Origin of the sequence: Sphingobium ummariense RL-3 (assembly GCF_000447205.1) — a bacterium.
In the GTDB taxonomy this organism is placed as follows: Bacteria; Pseudomonadota; Alphaproteobacteria; order Sphingomonadales; family Sphingomonadaceae; genus Sphingobium; species Sphingobium ummariense.
On sequence record NZ_AUWY01000085.1, the window covers coordinates 1 to 17461 of the forward strand.

The following is a 17461-nucleotide window of genomic DNA, read 5'->3' on the forward strand; positions in this document are numbered from 1 at the left end:
GGGGATCGGGCGCGGCGCGGGATCAGGCGTGGTCGCGATCTGCGGTGCGGGGGCCGGCGTCTGGACGATCGGCGGCGGAGCGACGACCTCCGGCTTCGAGGGCGGAGGCGTGTCCTGCTGCGCGGCGGGCGGTGGCGGGGGAGGCGTGAGGTTGACCACAGTCAGCTTCGCTTCCTTCGCCCGGATATAATTCTGCCGCACCTGCACCAGCGCGAGGATGACAGCGGCATGCAACAACAGGATGAGGAGGATGACCGGCAGGTTGGGGCGGGACCGGGCGCCATAGCGATCCACCGCGACGGCAGGCGCCGGTACGGGCATCGCGGGAGGAGCGATGCGGACGGGCTCGGCCCGCTCGAAGTCCAGACCCAGCTCCTCCGCTCTGCTTTCTGCCAGTTGCAACATGACAGCCCTTGCTCTCCGCCGTTCAGCCACGCCCTATCGCAAACATTAATGCGAATCAATTGCAGACATTACGTATAGCCATGATGCTTCGCGAAGACCGGACGGGCGGCGGCCCGAGGAGGTTGGAGCTGCCGCCGCCCGCCCGCAGTCCCCCGGCAAGGGACGATGCCGGGGGAAGTGTCGAACCCTATAGCTTGTAGCCCAGAGTCAGCACCCAGGACCGCCCTTCGCCGGGATTGGCCCAGCCGTTGTTGCGGATGCTGGTGTAGTATTTCTTGTTGGTGAAGTTCTGAACGTTGAGCTGCGCGCTGAACTTGTCCGTGATCGGATAGGACAGCATCGCCCGATGGATCAGGTAGGAGTCCGACTTATACATCGGCGCGCCGGTCACGTTGCTCAGATAGAAGCTGCCCTGATAGGTCAGGCCGTAGCCCAGCTGCAGGCCGAACGGCAGGGTGTAGGTGGTGAACAGGCTGCCCGAATGCTTGGGCGTGTTGGTCATCGAATTGCCGGCCTGCGGATCGAAGGCGGGGCAGGTCAGCGCCGTGGTCGTGTTGGGCGGCGTGTAGCTGGTGCTCGGATGTTCGAGGCAGTAGTCGGAGATCGACTGCTTCACCTTGCTGTCGAGATAGGTGTAGTTGGCGAAGATCGTCCAGTCCGGCGTGATGTTGCCCGACGCACCGAGCGTGATGCCGTCCACCTTGTTGCGGCCGTCGCCCACCGGCAGATTGCCGACAAAGGGATCGTTGCTGGCCACGCGGTAATTGGTGCGTTCATTGCGGAACAGCGCGGCGGTGAGCTGCAGGCCGCCATCGAACAGGTCGATCTTGCCGCCGATCTCGTAATTCTTCGCCTGTTCGGGCGACAGGTCGCACGGATCGATGTTGAGGTTCGCCGCCGCCGCGAGCCCGCAACCGGCGCGGACGGTGGTGCTGGTCGGGTTCCGCGAATTGCCATAGGCGACGTAGAGGCTGGCATTCTCCGCCGGCTTGTAGACCAGGCCGATGCGGTAGGAGAACAGGTCGTCGGTCGAATCCTGCCGGCCCCCCGTCGTATAGACGCCGCCTGCGGCCGGCGTGGCGATGGTATCGGCACGGAAGCGGGCGCGGTTATGTTCGTAGCGGACGCCGCCGTTCAACTCTAACTGGTCGACGATCTTGACGGCCGCGAAGGCATAGGCAGCGATGTTGAACAGGTCGCCGTCCTGATGGCCCGTGCGGATCGCATTGACCGGCCCGGTATAGATGCCGTTGGGATTGCCGATGCTGATCGGGTCGAGCGCCGGATTGGGGGTGGCACCACCCGCGTTCCGCAGGACGTTGCCGTTGTCGAGGGCGTAGTCCTCCTGAAGCATCGACGTGCCGAGCACCAGCGAATGTCCGCCGGGGATGGAGAAGGTCAGGTCCAGCTGGTTGTAGAGCGTCTGGTTCTCCGAATTGCGGAAGCCGCCGCGCGGGCCGCTCGGATAATAGGTGCCGGGCACCTGGCCCGTCCCACATGCGACACCGGTCGGCAGCGTACCGTCGGCGAGGCAATAGGTACCCTGCGGCGGATCGACGATCAGCTTCTGTTCGACCCTCTGCCAGCGGGACAGGTTGCGGATGGCCAGCAGGTCGCTGAAGCGATGGTCGAAGATCGCCGTCGCCTGGTCGATCGTCTGGTCCTGCCGGTCGATGTTCCTGTAGCCATAATAGCCGCTGTAGGGCACGCCGGGCAGCGGCCCTTCGAAGCGGCCGTTTTTATAATAGGGGACGCCGTAGAGCGGCGTATTCTTGTCCTCCTGATGCGTGTAAAGCAGCGTCAGCGAGGTCGGGCCATCGACGCCGATCTTGACCGTTGGCGCGACGCCCCAGCGCTCGTAGCGATCGACCTGGCGGCGCGGCACGTCATTTTCATGATACATGGCGTTGAGGCGCACGGCGACGAAGTCCGACACGCGGACATTGCTGTCGATGGTGGCGCGATAATAATCCGACGTGCCGATGCCGGCCTGAACCAGCGTCTCGTCCTCCGCCTTCGGGCGCTTGGTGACGATGTTGATGTTGCCGCCGATCGCCCCCGAGCCGCTATAGACCGAGTTCGCGCCGTTCGTGACCTCTATCTGTTCGATGTTGAACGGGTCGGTGCGGCTGTACTGGGCGCTGTCGCGCACGCCGTCGATGCTGATGTCGGTATTGGCGCTCTGGCCGCGCAGGTTGATGCTGTCGCCATAGCCGCCGCCGCCTTCGCCCGCGCCGAAGGTGATGCCCGGGATGGTGGACAGGACGTCGCGCAAGGTCAGCAGGTTCTGCTTGCTGATCGTCTGGTTGCCGATGACTGTCACGGTCTGCGGCATGTCGAGCAGCGGCCGCACATATTTGGGCGATTCCGCCTTTTCGACCTTGATCGACTCTTCCTCGATCGCGGTATCGGTGACGGTCATGCCGCCCAGCTTCCTGCCGGGCTCTTCCTGCTGCGCATGGGCGGCGGTGGCGAAGGCCAGCGCGCCGACGCAGCCGAGCGCGAGGAAGGACGGTGCAGTCGCGATTTTGGTCATGGAGCAGTGTTCCCCTTTTTTTGTCGGGGCCGCTGCTATTGCGAATCGTTCTTACTGTCAACGCTAATGCGAATAATTCTTATATCTGTAATCGACCCCCATCACCTCTCCGGGCGAACAGCCAGCAGCGGATCGCGCTGGCGAGATTGGGGGGATCGTCCGCTTCCATCCGCGCGACGTCGATGCGCGCGATGAGCGCGTTGAGGGGCAGGCCCTCCCGCACGGCGGCCGTGCGCAGGGCCTCCCAGAACAGCGGTTCCAGGCTGATCGCGGTCTGGTGGCCCGCGATGGTGACGCTGCGCTTGACCGGCGGCGCGAAGAGCGGCGAGGCGTCCCCCTCGCCCATCAATACATGTGCTGGCCGCCGTTGATCGACAGGGTGCTGCCGGTGACGAAGCCGGCCGCGTCGCTGCAGAGAAAGGCGACGCCGCGCGCGATCTCGCTCGCCTGGCCGAGCCGGCCCACGGGGATCTTCGCGACGATCTTCTCCAGCACCGGGGCCGGCACGGCGGCGACCATGTCGGTGTCGATATAGCCCGGCGCGATGGCGTTGACGGTGACACCATATTTGGCGCCTTCCTGCGCCAGCGCCTTGGTGAAGCCGTGGATGCCCGACTTGGCGGCGGCATAGTTGACCTGGCCGTACTGGCCCGCCTGGCCGTTGATCGAGCCGATGTTGACGATGCGGCCCCAGCCGCGCTCCCGCATGCCGCCGAAGCTCGCCTTCGCCATGTTGAAGCAACCGCCCAGGTTGATGCGCATCACCTCGTTCCAGTCGTCGAAGCTCATCTTAGCAAGCACGCCGTCGCGGGTGATGCCGGCATTATTGACGACGATGTCCACCGGGCCGAGCGCCTCGGCCACCGCCGCGACACCGTCCAGGCAGGCCTGATGGTCACCCACGTCCCATTTGAAAGCGGCGATTCCGGTCGCGTCGGTGAACGCCTGAGCCTTGGCGTCGTTGCCCGCATAGTTGGCGGCGACGGTATATCCCATGTCGCGCAGCGCGAGGCTGATCGCCTCCCCGATGCCACGGGTTCCGCCGGTCACGATCGCCACTCTCGACATGATGCTCTCCTAAAAAGAGGTTTCGTCCACCCAGCCCGCCAGTTCCCGGCCGATCAGGATATGGTAGAGACTGATAGCCTCCGCCGATGCGTTTAGACAGGGCAAAAAGGCAAATTTCTCGCCGCCTTGGCGCAGAAAAGCGTCCCGTGCGCGGAGCGCGATCTCCTCCAGCGTCTCCAGGCAATCGGCGGAAAAACCCGGTGTCAGGACAGCAATGTTGCGGACACCTTCGGACACCAGCTTCCCCAGGGTCGCCTCCGTTTCCGGCTCCAGCCATTTCGCCCGGCCGAAGCGCGACTGGAAGCTGAGATGCACCGGCAGGGGAAGCGCCTCTCCCAAAAGCCGCGCGGTCTTCACCGCCTGGCAGTGATAGGGGTCGCCCAGGTGCAGCGTCCGTTCCGGCATGCCGTGGAAGCTGGCGAGCAGCGCATCCGGCGTGAAGTCGAGCGCGGCCAGATGCCGTTCGACCGAGGCCGCGAGCGCGGCGATATAGGCCGGGTCGTCATGATAGGGCGGCAAGGTGCGGATCGCCGGCTGCCAGCGCATGCGCGCCAGCGCGGCGAAGGCCGCGTCATGGGCGGTCGCAGTGGTGGCGGCGGAATATTGCGGATAGAGCGCGGCGAGCAAGATGCGATCGCAGCCCTGCGCCTTCATCGCCTCCAGCCGCGACGCGATGGATGGGTTGCCGTAGCGCATCGCCCAGTCCACCATCGCCGTGTCGCCCAGCGCCCGTTGCAACTCTTCCGCCGTGGCGCGCGTGTGGACGGCGAGCGGCGAGCCGCCCTCCATCCACACCTGCCCATAGGCATGGGCCGACTTGCGCGGGCGGGTGGTGAGCACCGCGCCGCGCAGGATGGGCTGCCAGATCAGCGGCGGGATTTCCACCACCCGGCGGTCGGACAGGAACTGGGCGAGGTAGCGCCGGACCGAGCGCGCGTCCGGCGCGTCCGGGGTGCCGAGGTTGATCAGCAGCACGCCGACGCGGGGCGCGGGGATTGCGGGATGGCCGGTCGGGCGGTTCATGCGCGCCCCAGCAGAGGCAGGCTGCGGAAACGCTGGCCGGTGACGGTGAAGAGCGCGCCGGCGATGGCGGGGGCCACCAGCGGCGCGGCGACATCGGTGACGCCGGCGGCGGGCGCGGTGCTGCGGATCAGTTCCACCGTCACCTCCCCGATGTCGGCGAGGCGCGGCAAATCCATGCGGCCGAGGATGGCACGGGTCGGCAGGCCCTTCGCATAGGGGACGGAAGCCCCCATGGCGCAGGCGAGGCCATAGATGAGGCCGCTTTCGATCTGCTGGCGGGCGATGTCGGGATTGACCTGGTCGCCACAGTCCACCGCCGCGATGATCCGTCCCACACTGAGCCTGCTGCCTTCCATCCCTGCCTCCACCATCACCGCCGCATAGGCGCCGTCCATCATATGCGCCGCCAGCCCCTGCCCGCTGCCGGCGATGCCGCCCTGCCAGCCGCCCATCGCCGCCGCCGTGGTCAGGCAATGGGCGAGACGCGGGTTGCCGCCGAGCATCTGGATCCGGAAGGACATTGCCTCGATTCCCGAAAGATGGGCGAGTTCGTCGATGAAGCTTTCGGTGAAGAAGGCGCCGTAGAGCCGGGCATTGCCGCGCACGAAGCCAAGCGGCAGGCCGACATCGGCCGGATAATGATCGACCGCCCAGTTGGCGATGGCATAGGGCGGCACCATGCCCTCGACCGCGAGGCGGGTCGCCTTGTCGGCCGCGTCTGCCGCGGCCTGATGCGGCAGGGCGCCGTCGGCGATGCGCGCCCAGGTCTGGCTGAGCGCGCAGGGGGCGGCGACCTTCGCCAGCCAGCCGTCGATCGCGCCGTTGCGGCCGAGCTTCGCCGCCATGCGGGCATGGGCGGGGGCGCTGGGGCGATCGTGGACGACATCCTCCAGCCGCGACCAGAGAAGCTGGACCGGGCGGCCCATGTCGCGGGCGATGAGGGCGGCCTGCACCCCGGCCTCGAAATCCATCTTCCGCCCGAAGGAGCCGCCGGCGTGGAGGGGATAGAGGGTGACGGCGGTATCCGCCAGGCCGAGCGCGTCGGCGATGGCGGCGCGCGCAAGGCTGGGCGCCTGGGTCGCTATCCACACTTCCGCCCCCGTGTCGGTGACGCGCGCGGTGGCGCAGGGCGGCTCGATCGCGAGATGAAGGCCCGGATCGACCCGATATTCGCTGGCAAGGATCGTCGCCTTGTCGAACACCGGCAGCAGCGCACCCTGGCTGTAGAGCCGCCGCCCGTCGTCGCTCGAAAAGGCCGCCTCCAGCCGGTCATCGATCATCGCGCTGTCGACCGGGGGGCCGTGCAGATCGAAGACGGGGTCGGCGAGGTCGAGCGCCTTGTTCGCCGCCCACCAGTTGCTGGCGACGGCGGCGACCCAGCGATCCTGCTTCACCAGCTTCAGGAAGCCGGTGACGGTGCGCGCAGCGTCCTCGTTCGCGCTCCTGAACCGCGCGTCGCCGATCGGCCCCTGGCGGATCGAGGCATAGACCATGTCGGGCAGGCGGATGTCGGCAGCGAAATTATGGCTGCCGTCGATCTTCGAGGGCGTGTCGAGCCGGGGGAGATCCTGACCGGCGAGCCCGTCCTGTCCCTGGCGCAGCGGCAGGATGTCGGGCAGGTCGAAGGTCGCGGCCTCCTCCGCCAGTTCGCCCAGCTTCAGCCGCCGCTCACCGCCGTCGGAGACGATGCCCTCGGCAATGTCGCAGCTTTCCCAGGGGACGTTCCAGCGCGCCGCCGCCGCCTTGCACAGCAGCACCCGCGCCGCCGCGCCCGCGTCGCGATAGGCGTCGTGGAACATCGGCACCGACGTGCCGCCGCCCGTCAGCATCAGGGCGCGGCGGGTCGCATATTGGTCAATCGCCCAATCTCCGGCGCCCCCGAGCAGGCGCGTGCCGTCGCCCGCCAGCCATTCGCGCGCCAGCAGCGTGTTGGCGTAGAGCGGGCTGACCGGCGCGCCCTGTACCGCCACGGTGCGCCAGTCGGCACCCAGCTCATCGGCGAGGATCTGCGGCAGCAGAGTGGTGACGCCCTGCCCGGTCTCGGTCTGCGGCACGATGACGATGACCTGTCCGGCGCGGTCGATCTTGAGGAAGGCGTCGAACACGGTCTCACCCGGCGCGGCGTTGAGATTGGGCGCATAGCTGCGGGGCCAGACGCCCCAGGCCAGCAGCAGCCCCGCCGCAGCGCCGCCGCCCACCAGCAGCGTGCGCCGGTCGAGGCCCTGCCCCAGCGTCTTCTGCTTTCGCGGTCTGCGCCCCATGGCGGCCTGATAGAAGGATGCGGCGGACGTGCCTAGCGTTATTGCGCGGGAACCGGCGGGATGGCGAGTCGGCGGATCTCGATCGCGGGGCAATAGTCCATCACGACCTTGAGCCCGGCCGCCTCGGCCCGCGCCGCCGCTTGCGGGTTGACGACGCCGAGCTGCATCCAGACCGCCTTCGCCCCGGCCGCGATCGCATCGTCCACGGCCTCGCCGGCCGCCTCGCTGTTGCGGAAGATATCGACCATGTCGATCGGCACGCCGATGTCGGAGAGGCTGGCCCAGACGAATTCGCCATGGACATGCTCGCCCGCGATCTGGGGATTGACCGGCAGCACGCGATAGCCATGGTCCTGCAGCGTCTTCATCACACTGTAGCTCGGGCGCTCCGGCCGGTCGGAAATGCCCACCAAGGCGATCGTGCGGGTTTCCTTCAGCAGGTCGGCAATGTCCTGGTCGGCGGTCATCGGCATGCAGGGGTCCTCCTTTTCCGGCGACCCGATATGGGCCGTCCGATGCAGGGAACAAGTCACCCTCAGCGGGCCGAGTTCCTAACCAATTCCTAATCAAAGGTGGCGAGAAAGAGCCAGCGTGATTCGCACCGGCCCGTAGGGAGGGCCGGTTTTTAGGGGGGTAAGACATGAAATCTGCAATCGCCTGCTCAGTCGCCATTCTTTGCACCGTCGCGCAACCCACCACTGCGCAGACCGCCGCGCCGCTGCCCGTGGCGCCGACGCCCGAGGCAGGCAGCGCCGCGATGACTCTGCCCGCCAACACCGAAGTCATGCTCCGCATGAACAGCGACCTGTCCAGCAAGACGGCGCGGGAAGGCACGATGTTCGACCTGTCCGTGGCTACGCCGGTGATGGTGGAAGGCTTTGTAGTCATTCCCATGAACGCGCGCGCGGTGGGCGAAGTCACCTGGCTCACGGGCAAGGGCGCCTTCGGCAAATCGGGGAAAATGAACATCGAGCTGCGCTATATCGAGGTCGCTGGGCGCCGCATTCCCGTCAAGGGATCGTACCGGCAGGAAGGCGAAGGTAACACCGCAGCGACGATCGGCGGCGTGATCGCCGCCGGCGTCTTCGCCGGGTTCATCACCGGCAAGACCGCGGTCATTCCCGCTGGGCGCGAACTGAAGGCTTTCACCCAGAATGACATCGCCCTGGCACCGCCGCGCCGCCCGGCGCCGATGATGGTGCAGCCCGCGCCGATGCAGGCGAGCTACACGCCGTCCCCCGCAGCTCCGAAGCCCGCCTCCCCCCCTCCCCGTGCGTCGATGGTCGACCACTCGCTGGAGATAAACCTCAAATAGGCAGCGGCACCCAGGCACCATCAGCCCATGGAGGTGCGAGGGCCGCCCGCCTCAGCCCCCGGCGTCGTTCGCCGGCGCGTTGGGCGGCACGTCGCCCGATCCGCTGACCGGGACGGGCGCAGAGGCGGCATTGCCGGGGGCATCGTCCGCCCGGTTGATCGCCATGCCGGTGTCCGACCCGCCATTGCCCACATCGTTGTCAGCGCTTCGGTCGGAGCAGGCGGCGGCCATCAGCAGGCCCGCAGTCATGACTATTCTCAGCATCATTTCTCTTCCTCCTTCTGATCAGCTCAAAGCAACATCCAGCAGCATCATCAGGCAAAGCCCCAGGATCAGGCCGACCTGCGGCCTGCCTGCGGGCTCGCGACCGAGTTCCGGCACGATCTGGCTCATGATCACGCTGATCATCGCGCCAGCCGCGAGGCACAGCGCCCAGGGAAGCAGCGGCCTGAAATGGGCGACCAGCAGCGCGCCTGCGGTTCCGGCTATCGGCTCGACCAGGCCTGACAACAGCGCGCCCAGGAAGGAGATGCCCGGCGGATAGCGCAACCCGAGCGCGCATCCCACGGCAAAACCCTCCGGAATATTCTGGATGCCGATGCCGAGCGCCGTTGTGCTGCCCTGGGCATAGGCCCCTCCCGCGAAGCTGACCCCCACCGCCAGCCCCTCGGGCAGGTTGTGCAACGTGATAGCCAGCACGAACAGCCACACCGACCGGTGCGACATGCGGCCCGCGACCGGAGCGGGCTCGATCCCGTCCTGCGGCAGCAACCGGCCGAGCGCCATGATGATCGCAGCGCCCGCGGCCACGGAAGCGGTGGCGACCGATGCGGCATGCCACCGGCCAGCGCCCGCATCCTGCAGATGATCGAGCGCCGGGATGATCAGGGAAAAGAAGGACGCGGCGAGCATGATGCCCGCCGCGAACCCCAGCAATGTCCCCTGATGGCGTTGCGCACCCCGGCCGATCCCCAGGATCGGCAGGGCGCCGACCGCGGTCGCCAGCCCCGCCAGCAGGCTGGCAATCGATCCGGCGAGGGCCGGCGACCATGCCAGGCTCAATGGCTCGCCTGTGCGCCCTCGCTGCGCAGGGCGAGGAATTTCCGGATGATGACCGGGAGCGTCTCATCCAGGAAGGCGACCATCGCCTGTTCCTCGCGCAGGCTTTCCTCCAGCAGAGGGATGGCCGCTTCGAAGCCGCCGGCCTGCGCCATAGTGATGAGCGACTTGTAGGTCGCCACCTCGAAATTTTCGAAGGCGAAGTTGGCGAGGCTGTTCTTGACGATCTCGTCGGGGGACAGGGCATGGGCGAGCGCGGCGACGCTGCCCGAGAATTTGAGCGCCGCATCCTTGATCGCCGAGGGGGAGTCCCCCAGCGTGTCGAGGATCGTTTCCAGCCGGTCGATCTGCCTCTCCGTTTCTCCCCGGTGCGCGCGGAGTCGCGCCTCGACCTCCGCATATTGGGCGAGATGCTCGATCTGCCGGTCCATGATGCCCAGCGCCTGGTTCTCCACCGCATGGGCATCCCGCAGGCCGACGATGAAGATGTGGCGGACGGTGTCCTGTTCCATCGTCCCCCTCCTATGCCGGCGACTGGGCGCGGGCCATGGACTTGGCCTCCGCCATGTCGGACGCGCCGCCCATGTCCTCGTCGCTGAGCTTGCCTGCCCCGGGGCCACCGCCCAGATCGGCACCGGTGGTGGGGCTGGCGCCGGGATCGGAGGCGAGGCGGCCGACCATCGCCGCATAGTCCTGCATCTCCTGATCGCCGAGCGACACGCTCGCCTGGCCGTCGCCGCCGTCCAGAGGCAGGTTGCCAGCGACATCGTCCAGCTTCTCCCACTGCTCGCCCTCGTTCCACGGTCCCACCGCGTCGCCCTCGCCCTGCGAGGCGTTCACGTAGAGGTTGGCGTAAGGCGCGAGGCCGGGCAGCTTGCCGGGAGGGAAATTGTCCCTGATCGAATAGAGCGCCTTCTCGAAGCTCTTCTGGTGCGACACCTCCCGCGTCATCAGGAAGCCGAGCGCGTCCTTGATGCCGGGGTCGTCGGTGATGTTGATGAGCCGTTCGTAGATGATCTTCGCCCGGCTTTCGGCGGCGATGTTTGACCGCAGGTCGCAGGTCGGATCGCCGCGGCTGTCGATATAGGCGGCCGTCCAGGGAACCCCCGACGAATTGGTGAGCGACGGCCCGCCGCCGTAGAGGATCGACTGGGTGTGGCTGTTCCCGCCCGCATTGAGCGACATGTAGAGATCGGCCTCTTCCAGCGACGCTTCGCTGAGAGCGCTCTTGGCGCCCTTGTTGAGCATGGAGACGATGGACCCGATCACTTCGAGATGGCTCAGTTCCTCGGTCGCGATGTCGAGCAGCATGTCCTTGCGGCCTGGATCGTCCTCGGCAAGCCCTTGCGTGAAATAGCGCATCGCTGCCGCCAGCTCGCCGTCCGGCCCGCCGAACTGCTCCAGCAGAAGCGAGCCGAGAGCAGGATTGGGCTCCGACACGCGGACCGTATATTGCAGGCGTTTGTTGTGCATGAACATGCTGGCGTCTCCTTGGTGAATACAGGGAAGGAAGAGGCCGCGGCCTAGCCTTTCCCCGGCGTCGGGCCCGCGGCGCGGCTGTCGTGGCCGCTCTGCGCGCTGTAGTAGATGAGGGCCATGAGCCCGCCCGCGACGAGGACGGTAAGTCCCACGCCGAATATGGCGACCAGTACTACCGCGGGCCGCATCGGCGCGCCGCTGAGCCAGAGATAGAAGAGGGTCAGCGCGATCGACACGCCGGCGCCGACGATCGATATGCCGACCAGCAGACGGAAGGTCCGGGCGGCGGAACCCGTGATGATGGCCATGGTGCCTCCATGATGGAACAGGAGGGGAAGGCTTCGGCGCGGACTTCCGTTCCTGCGATAGGAACGGCGCGCTAACCTGCTTTAGCGGATCGGGTTTTCCGCGACGGCGGGCTATGCCGGCAGGATCTGAGCGCGGTCGTCTCCCTGCCCGGCGACGAGGCGCATCGGCTCTCCCCTGATCCATATCCGATCGACGGTGATCGCCGACCAGCCGGCCGGCAGAACGACGGACCGCTTCGCCCAGTCGCTCGGATCGCCATCGTCGATCTGCAGGCCGGGCAGGCCCAGCAACATGGTGGTGAGCATCGCGCCGATATTGGCCATGAAGGGCCCCGCCGGAACCTGAGAGTCCGGATGGTCGGTCCGATATTCCAGGCACTGGTGGAACCGGCCGGCGTCATAGGCCGCATAACCCTCCTCGAACAGGTCGAGGGCCAGTTGCCTGTCCCCCGCCATTGCCGCCCAGGCCGGATAGAAGGCAGGCAGCATCGGCGAGCCGACATAGTCCCGCCAGCGCGCAAGGAAGAGGGCCAGCGTGGCTTCTCGCTCCCGTCGTGACGCCGGATAATCCAGCGGAAAGAAGCCCGCCAGCGGCGACGGCGTGGCGCCCTTGGGCTCGCTGATATGGAAACCGTCATGCGACGGGATCACGCCGTCGCTGCGGCGCGGCTGGTACAGTCGATCGAGAAGCTGCCGCCAGGACTGCGGCGCCTCAGTTCCTGGGAAGGGAGCTTAGGTTAAGGGTTGCAGGGCTTTGGGCAGGATCAAGGCTGCATGCCGAGTTCATGCAGCGCATGGGCCAGTTCACCGAGGCCGAAGGGCTTGTTCAATCGCGGAAGGCCGGCGATCGGGTCGGCGGTCCCGGTATATCCGGAAATCAGCAGCATGGGCATGCCGGGTCGGGCGTTGCGAATGAGGTCTGCAAGCTCCGCGCCGTCCATTCCCGGCATCTTGTAATCCGTCACGACGGCTTCGACCTGCTTTTCGGACTCCAGCATCCTGAGCGCCTGCGCGCCCCCTTCCGCCTCCACCACTTCATGGCCGAGCATGCGCAGCATGTCGGCCGTCGCTCCCCGGACCAGATCTTCGTCATCGACGAGGAGGATGGAGAGCGGCCGCTGGGTCATGATGGGGATGTCGGCAGAAGGACCGGCATCGGCCGGACGCTGTTCCGACGATACAGGAAGGAACAATTCGGCCTTCGTGCCCATCCCCGGTTCACTGCTCAGCGCGAACGCGCCGCCGAGCTGGGCCGCCAAGCCATGAACCATCGACAGGCCGAGGCCCGTGCCCCGCCCGACCTCCTTCGTGGAGAAGAAAGGCTCCACCGCGCGGGCAAGCGTTTCGGCATCCATGCCAGCGCCGGTGTCGATCACCGACAGCTGAACATATTCGCCGGCCGCAAGCCGGAGGCCGGGTCGGGGGCCCGTGGTCATGACCTGCGTCTGGATCGTCAGCGATCCGCCGTCGGGCATGGCGTCGCGGGCGTTGACGCAGAGATTGAGTATCGCAAGCTCAAGCTGGTTGGGATCGGCCATGGCTTGGGGCAAGTCGGCGTCGGCCTTCAGCTGCAGAATGATCGTCGGCCCGACTGAACTGGCGATCAGGTCACGCATGCCGCTGACCAGCGCCCCCACATCGATCGGCCTGCGCTGAAGCTCCTGCCGCCGGGCGAAGCCGAGCAGGCGCTGGACGAGAGTCTTCGCCCGCTCGCTCGACTGCATGGCGTTCGCGATCCAGCGCTGCATGCGCTCGTCCTTGATCTCCAGCTTGCGCTGAAGCATGTCCAACGCGCCGATGATGGGCATCAGCAGATTGTTGAAATCATGCGCGACACCGCCGGTCAGCTGACCGAGCGTTTCGAGCTTCTGCGCCTCGTGCAACTGCTCGAGCGCCGCCTGGCGCTCGGCCGTCCGCTGCTCGACCCGCCGTTCGAGCTCGGCGGTCAGGCTGCGCAATTCCTCAAGCCGCGCCCTGGCGTCATATTGCCGCCGCCGGGCGCGCCGCGCCGACTGCGCGAGGCTGATGAGGGTCGTCGGATGAAAGGGCCGCTCCAGGAAGGTTACATTGCCCAGCATCTGGAGGTAGCGCGCGGCCGCCGGATTCCGCTCCAGCCCGCCGCCGCGCAGTGTCAGCAGGATGAAGGGAAAGTCCGACCAGTCGGGCTGCTGGTCGATCCAGCGGGCAAGCGCCTGGAGATTCGCGTTCCTGAGGGATTCCTCGGTAATGAGGCCGAAGCCGGCGCCGATCTCCATCTCGCGGACGAGATCTTCGATCGAGGCGCAGCGCAGGCTGGTCAGTCCCGCCTCGCGCAGCATCGCCTCTGCGACTTCGCTGTCGCGGCCGCGCGGGGCCAGGATCAGCGCTCGTTCGGAACGGTCTGGTGTCAATCCTCCACATCCAGCAGGGGCACGCCGGCCTCGTTCACCAGGGAGGGAACCCCGCGCAGCACGCCGTGAAAGCCGGTCAGCGGGGCGCCGAGGGTGATCCCCCGTGTGTCGATCACATATTCTCGGATGGTATTTTCATGGGGACCAGTGCGCTTCTTGATGATGGACATGGCGCGGCGCACCTGTCCCAGGGCCTCGAAATAGCGCAGCAGGATGACGGTGTCGGCCAGATAGGTCACGTCGACCGGCGTCTTCATGTCGCCGACCAGCCCATGCTGCGCCACGGTGAGGAATGTCGTGGTCCCCTGCCGGTTCAGATATTGAAGAAGCTCGTGCATATGCAGGATCAGCTCCTGCTCCTGCGGCATGGCCGCCTGGAACCCGTTGACGCTGTCAATCACGACGGTCTGGGCGTTGTAGGTTTCCACCGAGCGGCGGACATGTTCGGAAAATTCGCCTGGGCTGAGTTCGGCTGCGTCGAACTGCTGGATGATCAGTTGCCCAGCATCGACCATGGCCCTGAGGTCGATGCCGAGGCCCAGCGCCCGGTTGAACAGCAGGCCCAGTTCCTCGTCGAAGACGAACATGGCGGCGCATTCGCCACGCGCCACCGCAGTCGCGATGAACGTCAGGGCAAGGACCGATTTGCCGGTCCCGGCCGGCCCCAGGATCAACACGCTCGATCCGCGTTCGATGCCACCGCCCAGCAGCGCATTCAGCTCTGTCGACCCGGTCGTCACGAGAGCGCGATCGAACGTCGTACGATGTTCGGAGGACACCAACCGCGGAAATACGCGCACACCGCCGGCGCCGATAACGAAGTCATGGTAACCACCGCGATATTTCTGACCGCGATATTTGATGATGCGGGCGCGCCGCCTTTCCGACCCGTAATCGGGGGAAAGCTCGTCAAGATGGATTACCCCGTGCGCGATGCTGTGCATCGTCCGGTCGTTCTGATCCGCGGTCAGATCGTCGAGCATCAGGACCGTGGCCCCATTGCGGGCGAAATTATGTTTGAGGGCCAGGATTTGCCTGCGGTAACGCAACGGGCTTTGCGCCAGCAGCATGATTTCGGAAAGGCTGTCGACCACGACGCGCATCGGCTTGACCCGCTCGAATGCCTCAAAGATGCGCTTCGTCGTTTCGCCAAGTTCCAGATCGGAGGAATAGAGCAGGCTTTGCTGCTGGTCTTCGTCCAGCAGTTCCTCCGGCGGCAGCAGTTCGAAGATGTCGATGCCGTCCAGGTTCCAGCCGTGGGACTCAGCGCCTGCCCGGAACTCGTTCTCCGTCTCGGACAATGTGATATACAGGCAGGGTTCCCCGACGGCTGCGCCTTCGATCAGAAACTGGGTCGCGATGGTGGTCTTGCCGGTGCCCGGGCTCCCTTCCAGCAGATAGAGACGCCCGCGGGCAAGGCCGCCCTCGGTGATTTTATCCAGTCCGGCTATACCGAACTTGGCCTTCTCAATCGCTGTCATCCAGGTCCTCTTCTGCGACTGTCATGCGGCCAGCGCAGACCAGCCCATGTTTGCTTCTAGCAACGGCGAACATTGCGAAAAGTTGCGTGACCGTGACGATTGCGAACCGCCGTGGAGCAGGTGGCTCATCATCCAGCGCCCCGGAACGGTCATCCGACGCACGAGTTCAGGCACTCTACGCCTCCCCGGACAGCCGATGCATCTCAAGCCGCTCCATCAACAGGTCATTGCGATTACCGGCGCCAGTTCGGGGATCGGCCTCCTCACGGCGCGCAAGGCAGCGGCCGGCGGGGCGCGCGTCTTCCTCATCAGCAGGAACGCGACGGCGCTGGAGCAGGCCACCCGCGCCATCGAGGCCGAAGGCGGCGTCGCGGCATGGCACGCCGCCGATGTGGGAGACCGCGACCAGCTCCGCCGTGCCGCGGACGCCGTGGTCGATCGCTTCGGCAGGATCGACAGCTGGGTCAACAATGCGGGCGTGGCGATCTATGCGCCCCTGCTCGAAACGCCCCTTGACGAGCATGAGCGGCTGTTCCGCACCAATTATTTCGGCGTCGTCAACGGCGCGCAGGTCGCGGTGCCCTATCTGGCCGCCGAAAGGGGTGCGCTCATATCGGTCGGCTCGATCGCAGGCGACATGCCTTCGCCGATCATGGGAGCCTATGCCGCATCCAAGCACGCGATCCATGCCTTCATCACGGCGTTGCGCATCGAGCTGAAGGCCGCCGGCCAGCCGGTTTCCGTAACGCTGATCAAACCGTCGGGCATGACGACGCCGATCGCCGGTCATGCGGCCAACCATCAGGCCGGCGAAGCGCGGATACCGCCGCCGCCCTATGATCCCGAACTGACCGCGAACGCGATACTCCATGCCGCCACCCATCGGGTCCGCGACATGACCGTGGGTGGCCTCGGCCGGATGGAAGTCCTGTTCGCCGCGCACTTCCCTGCCCTGTTCGAGCGGCTGGCACCGATCGTGGTCCCTTTCCTTTCCGACCGGTCGCGAGCGCCCACTCCGGGAAACAATCTGGACAGACCGGGTGAGGACGGCGCCATGCGGTCCCCCACGGAACATGGCCGGAAGGCGAGCCTGTCCTTGACGGCACGCCTGCATCCCGCCGTGACGTGGGCCGTTCTGGGCAGCGCCGCGACGGCGGCGGCCTGGCACCTTCGCCGGCGTTTCCGATGATATCGCCGACCTGACGATGATATCACGACCTGACAAAGAGGCGGACGACAGCGTCATCCGCCTGTAAGGTGGAAGGGTGAAAGCCTGCCTTGAAGTCGGGCCCTCAACTGCCCGGCCGGTTGTTGATAGGCGGAGCGAGCGGATTGGCACGGCTCGGCTGGCCCTTTTCCGTGCGGCTCGCCCCACCCTTTTCTTCGTCCTCGTCGGGCTTCTTCGGGGCCGCGGGATGCTGGGGAGTGTCTTCCTTCGACATCAGCGGCCTGCGTGCGTGCCGCCGTTGAGCATATCGATATGATGTTGCACCACCGGCACGATTTCACCGGCCGCCGCCTTCAGGGCGGGCGCGTCTCCGCCCTGCGCATAGGACTGGTGCAGGGACAGCGCCTGAGCATGCGCCGCCTTCTGCTGCTCCCAATACAGCGTATCGCGCGCCGTGCCGGTCGCCTTCGTCAGGGCGGCCACCTTGGCTTTCTGGTCGGGCGACAGCTGTGGCGGCGTCGGCTTGACCTGCGCCTTGGCGGCGGCCGCCTTCAGCATCGCGGTGCTCTTGCTGTGATCGTTGACCATCATCGTCGCAAAGGAGCGGACCTTCTGGTCCTTGCTGCTTTCGAGCATCAGCTTGCTCGAAGTCTGCTCATAAAGGTCCGATGCCGCCGCCTTGGCAAGATAATCGCCGGGGGTCGTCTGGGCCTGGGCGGCAAAGGAAAGCGTCAGCGCGAACGGCACCACGAGCAAGGATCTGATCAACATGTTGGAATCTCCTCTTCCTGCCCAGACAAGCAGCCGAAGAGAGTCCGGGTTCCGGCGGAAACCCGCCAGAAGATAACCTGGATTATAGAGGTCGCGCGGCAAGCACCGAACAACTGCGGGTTTGCTTCCCCTCGTCGCCTTCATGGCTCCCACCGCCGCAAATTTCGGAAAACTGAACATAAGTGAATCCGAGGGAT

The 17461-nt window shown here is 66.2% G+C and carries 18 protein-coding genes and 1 pseudogene; 2 read left to right on the forward strand and 17 right to left on the reverse strand.

Annotation, left to right across the window (positions count from 1 at the left end):
* The 7 genes and pseudogenes from M529_RS36530 to M529_RS36560 all read right to left on the reverse strand — a co-directional run.
* Window positions 1-405 (reverse strand): annotated as a pseudogene (locus tag M529_RS36530) (energy transducer TonB); the annotation flags it as partial.
* 187 nt (window positions 406-592) lie between these two features.
* Window positions 593-2941 carry a TonB-dependent receptor gene (locus M529_RS36535; protein WP_021318219.1) on the reverse strand — a complete coding sequence of 783 codons (2349 nt, stop codon included), beginning with the start codon at window positions 2939-2941 and terminating at the stop codon, window positions 593-595.
* A 79-nt stretch (window positions 2942-3020) separates the two neighbouring features.
* Window positions 3021-3287: a ribbon-helix-helix domain-containing protein gene (locus M529_RS36540; RefSeq protein WP_021318220.1), complete on the reverse strand. Its 267-nt coding sequence runs from the start codon at window positions 3285-3287 to the stop codon at window positions 3021-3023.
* The gene (gene phbB, locus M529_RS36545; RefSeq protein ID WP_021318221.1) at window positions 3287-4009 is read right to left on the reverse strand and encodes an acetoacetyl-CoA reductase; all 723 of its coding nucleotides are present in this window, start codon (window positions 4007-4009) and stop codon (window positions 3287-3289) included. Before phbB ends, M529_RS36540 begins: the two co-directional genes overlap by 1 nt.
* Window positions 4010-4018: 9 nt before the next feature.
* A complete protein-coding gene (hemH, locus tag M529_RS36550) occupies window positions 4019-5032 on the reverse strand; it encodes a ferrochelatase (RefSeq protein ID WP_021318222.1) in 1014 nt (337 codons plus the stop codon).
* Complete coding sequence (locus tag M529_RS36555) at window positions 5029-7293, reverse strand: molybdopterin cofactor-binding domain-containing protein (protein ID WP_021318223.1); 2265 nt, start codon at window positions 7291-7293, stop codon at window positions 5029-5031. Before M529_RS36555 ends, hemH begins: the two co-directional genes overlap by 4 nt.
* A gap of 38 nt (window positions 7294-7331) precedes the next feature.
* Window positions 7332-7766: a CoA-binding protein gene (locus M529_RS36560; protein WP_021318224.1), complete on the reverse strand. Its 435-nt coding sequence runs from the start codon at window positions 7764-7766 to the stop codon at window positions 7332-7334.
* 167 nt (window positions 7767-7933) lie between these two features.
* Between M529_RS36560 and M529_RS36565 the strand changes: the two genes are divergently transcribed.
* Window positions 7934-8608 (forward strand): hypothetical protein, encoded by a 675-nt coding sequence (locus tag M529_RS36565; RefSeq protein ID WP_021318225.1) that lies wholly within the window; start codon window positions 7934-7936, stop codon window positions 8606-8608.
* A gap of 51 nt (window positions 8609-8659) precedes the next feature.
* On the opposite strand, the gene M529_RS36570 is transcribed toward M529_RS36565, so the two are convergent.
* From M529_RS36570 to M529_RS36600, 8 genes are all read right to left on the reverse strand, one after another.
* A complete protein-coding gene (locus tag M529_RS36570) occupies window positions 8660-8875 on the reverse strand; it encodes a hypothetical protein (RefSeq protein ID WP_152522598.1) in 216 nt (71 codons plus the stop codon).
* Window positions 8876-8893: 18 nt separating this feature from the next.
* The gene (locus M529_RS36575) at window positions 8894-9670 is read right to left on the reverse strand and encodes a ZIP family metal transporter (protein WP_021318227.1); all 777 of its coding nucleotides are present in this window, start codon (window positions 9668-9670) and stop codon (window positions 8894-8896) included.
* On the reverse strand, window positions 9667-10179 hold the full coding sequence (locus M529_RS36580; RefSeq protein WP_021318228.1) for a ferritin-like domain-containing protein: 513 nt from the start codon (window positions 10177-10179) through the stop codon (window positions 9667-9669). The genes M529_RS36575 and M529_RS36580 overlap by 4 nt, the downstream gene beginning before the upstream one ends.
* Before the next feature lie 10 nt (window positions 10180-10189).
* The gene (locus tag M529_RS36585; protein WP_236617684.1) at window positions 10190-11140 is read right to left on the reverse strand and encodes a manganese catalase family protein; all 951 of its coding nucleotides are present in this window, start codon (window positions 11138-11140) and stop codon (window positions 10190-10192) included.
* Between the two features lie 50 nt (window positions 11141-11190).
* Window positions 11191-11454 carry a hypothetical protein gene (locus M529_RS0124720; protein ID WP_021318230.1) on the reverse strand — a complete coding sequence of 88 codons (264 nt, stop codon included), beginning with the start codon at window positions 11452-11454 and terminating at the stop codon, window positions 11191-11193.
* Window positions 11455-11565: 111 nt separating this feature from the next.
* Entirely contained in the window at window positions 11566-12105 is a 540-nt protein-coding gene (locus M529_RS36590; RefSeq protein ID WP_021318231.1) for a hypothetical protein, read from the reverse strand.
* Window positions 12106-12218: 113 nt separating this feature from the next.
* Window positions 12219-13844, reverse strand: a complete 1626-nt coding sequence (locus tag M529_RS36595) for an ATP-binding protein (RefSeq protein ID WP_021318232.1) — start codon at window positions 13842-13844, stop codon at window positions 12219-12221.
* Window positions 13841-15325, reverse strand: coding sequence for an ATPase domain-containing protein (locus M529_RS36600; RefSeq protein ID WP_021318233.1), 1485 nt, complete (start codon window positions 15323-15325; stop codon window positions 13841-13843). Before M529_RS36600 ends, M529_RS36595 begins: the two co-directional genes overlap by 4 nt.
* Before the next feature lie 196 nt (window positions 15326-15521).
* Between M529_RS36600 and M529_RS36605 the strand changes: the two genes are divergently transcribed.
* Window positions 15522-16514: an SDR family oxidoreductase gene (locus M529_RS36605; protein ID WP_021318234.1), complete on the forward strand. Its 993-nt coding sequence runs from the start codon at window positions 15522-15524 to the stop codon at window positions 16512-16514.
* 103 nt (window positions 16515-16617) lie between these two features.
* On the opposite strand, the gene M529_RS49745 is transcribed toward M529_RS36605, so the two are convergent.
* Window positions 16618-16767, reverse strand: coding sequence for a hypothetical protein (locus M529_RS49745; RefSeq protein WP_021318235.1), 150 nt, complete (start codon window positions 16765-16767; stop codon window positions 16618-16620).
* The gene (locus M529_RS36610; RefSeq protein WP_236617685.1) at window positions 16767-17444 is read right to left on the reverse strand and encodes a DUF4142 domain-containing protein; all 678 of its coding nucleotides are present in this window, start codon (window positions 17442-17444) and stop codon (window positions 16767-16769) included. Before M529_RS36610 ends, M529_RS49745 begins: the two co-directional genes overlap by 1 nt.
* Window positions 17445-17461 lie beyond the last annotated feature (17 nt).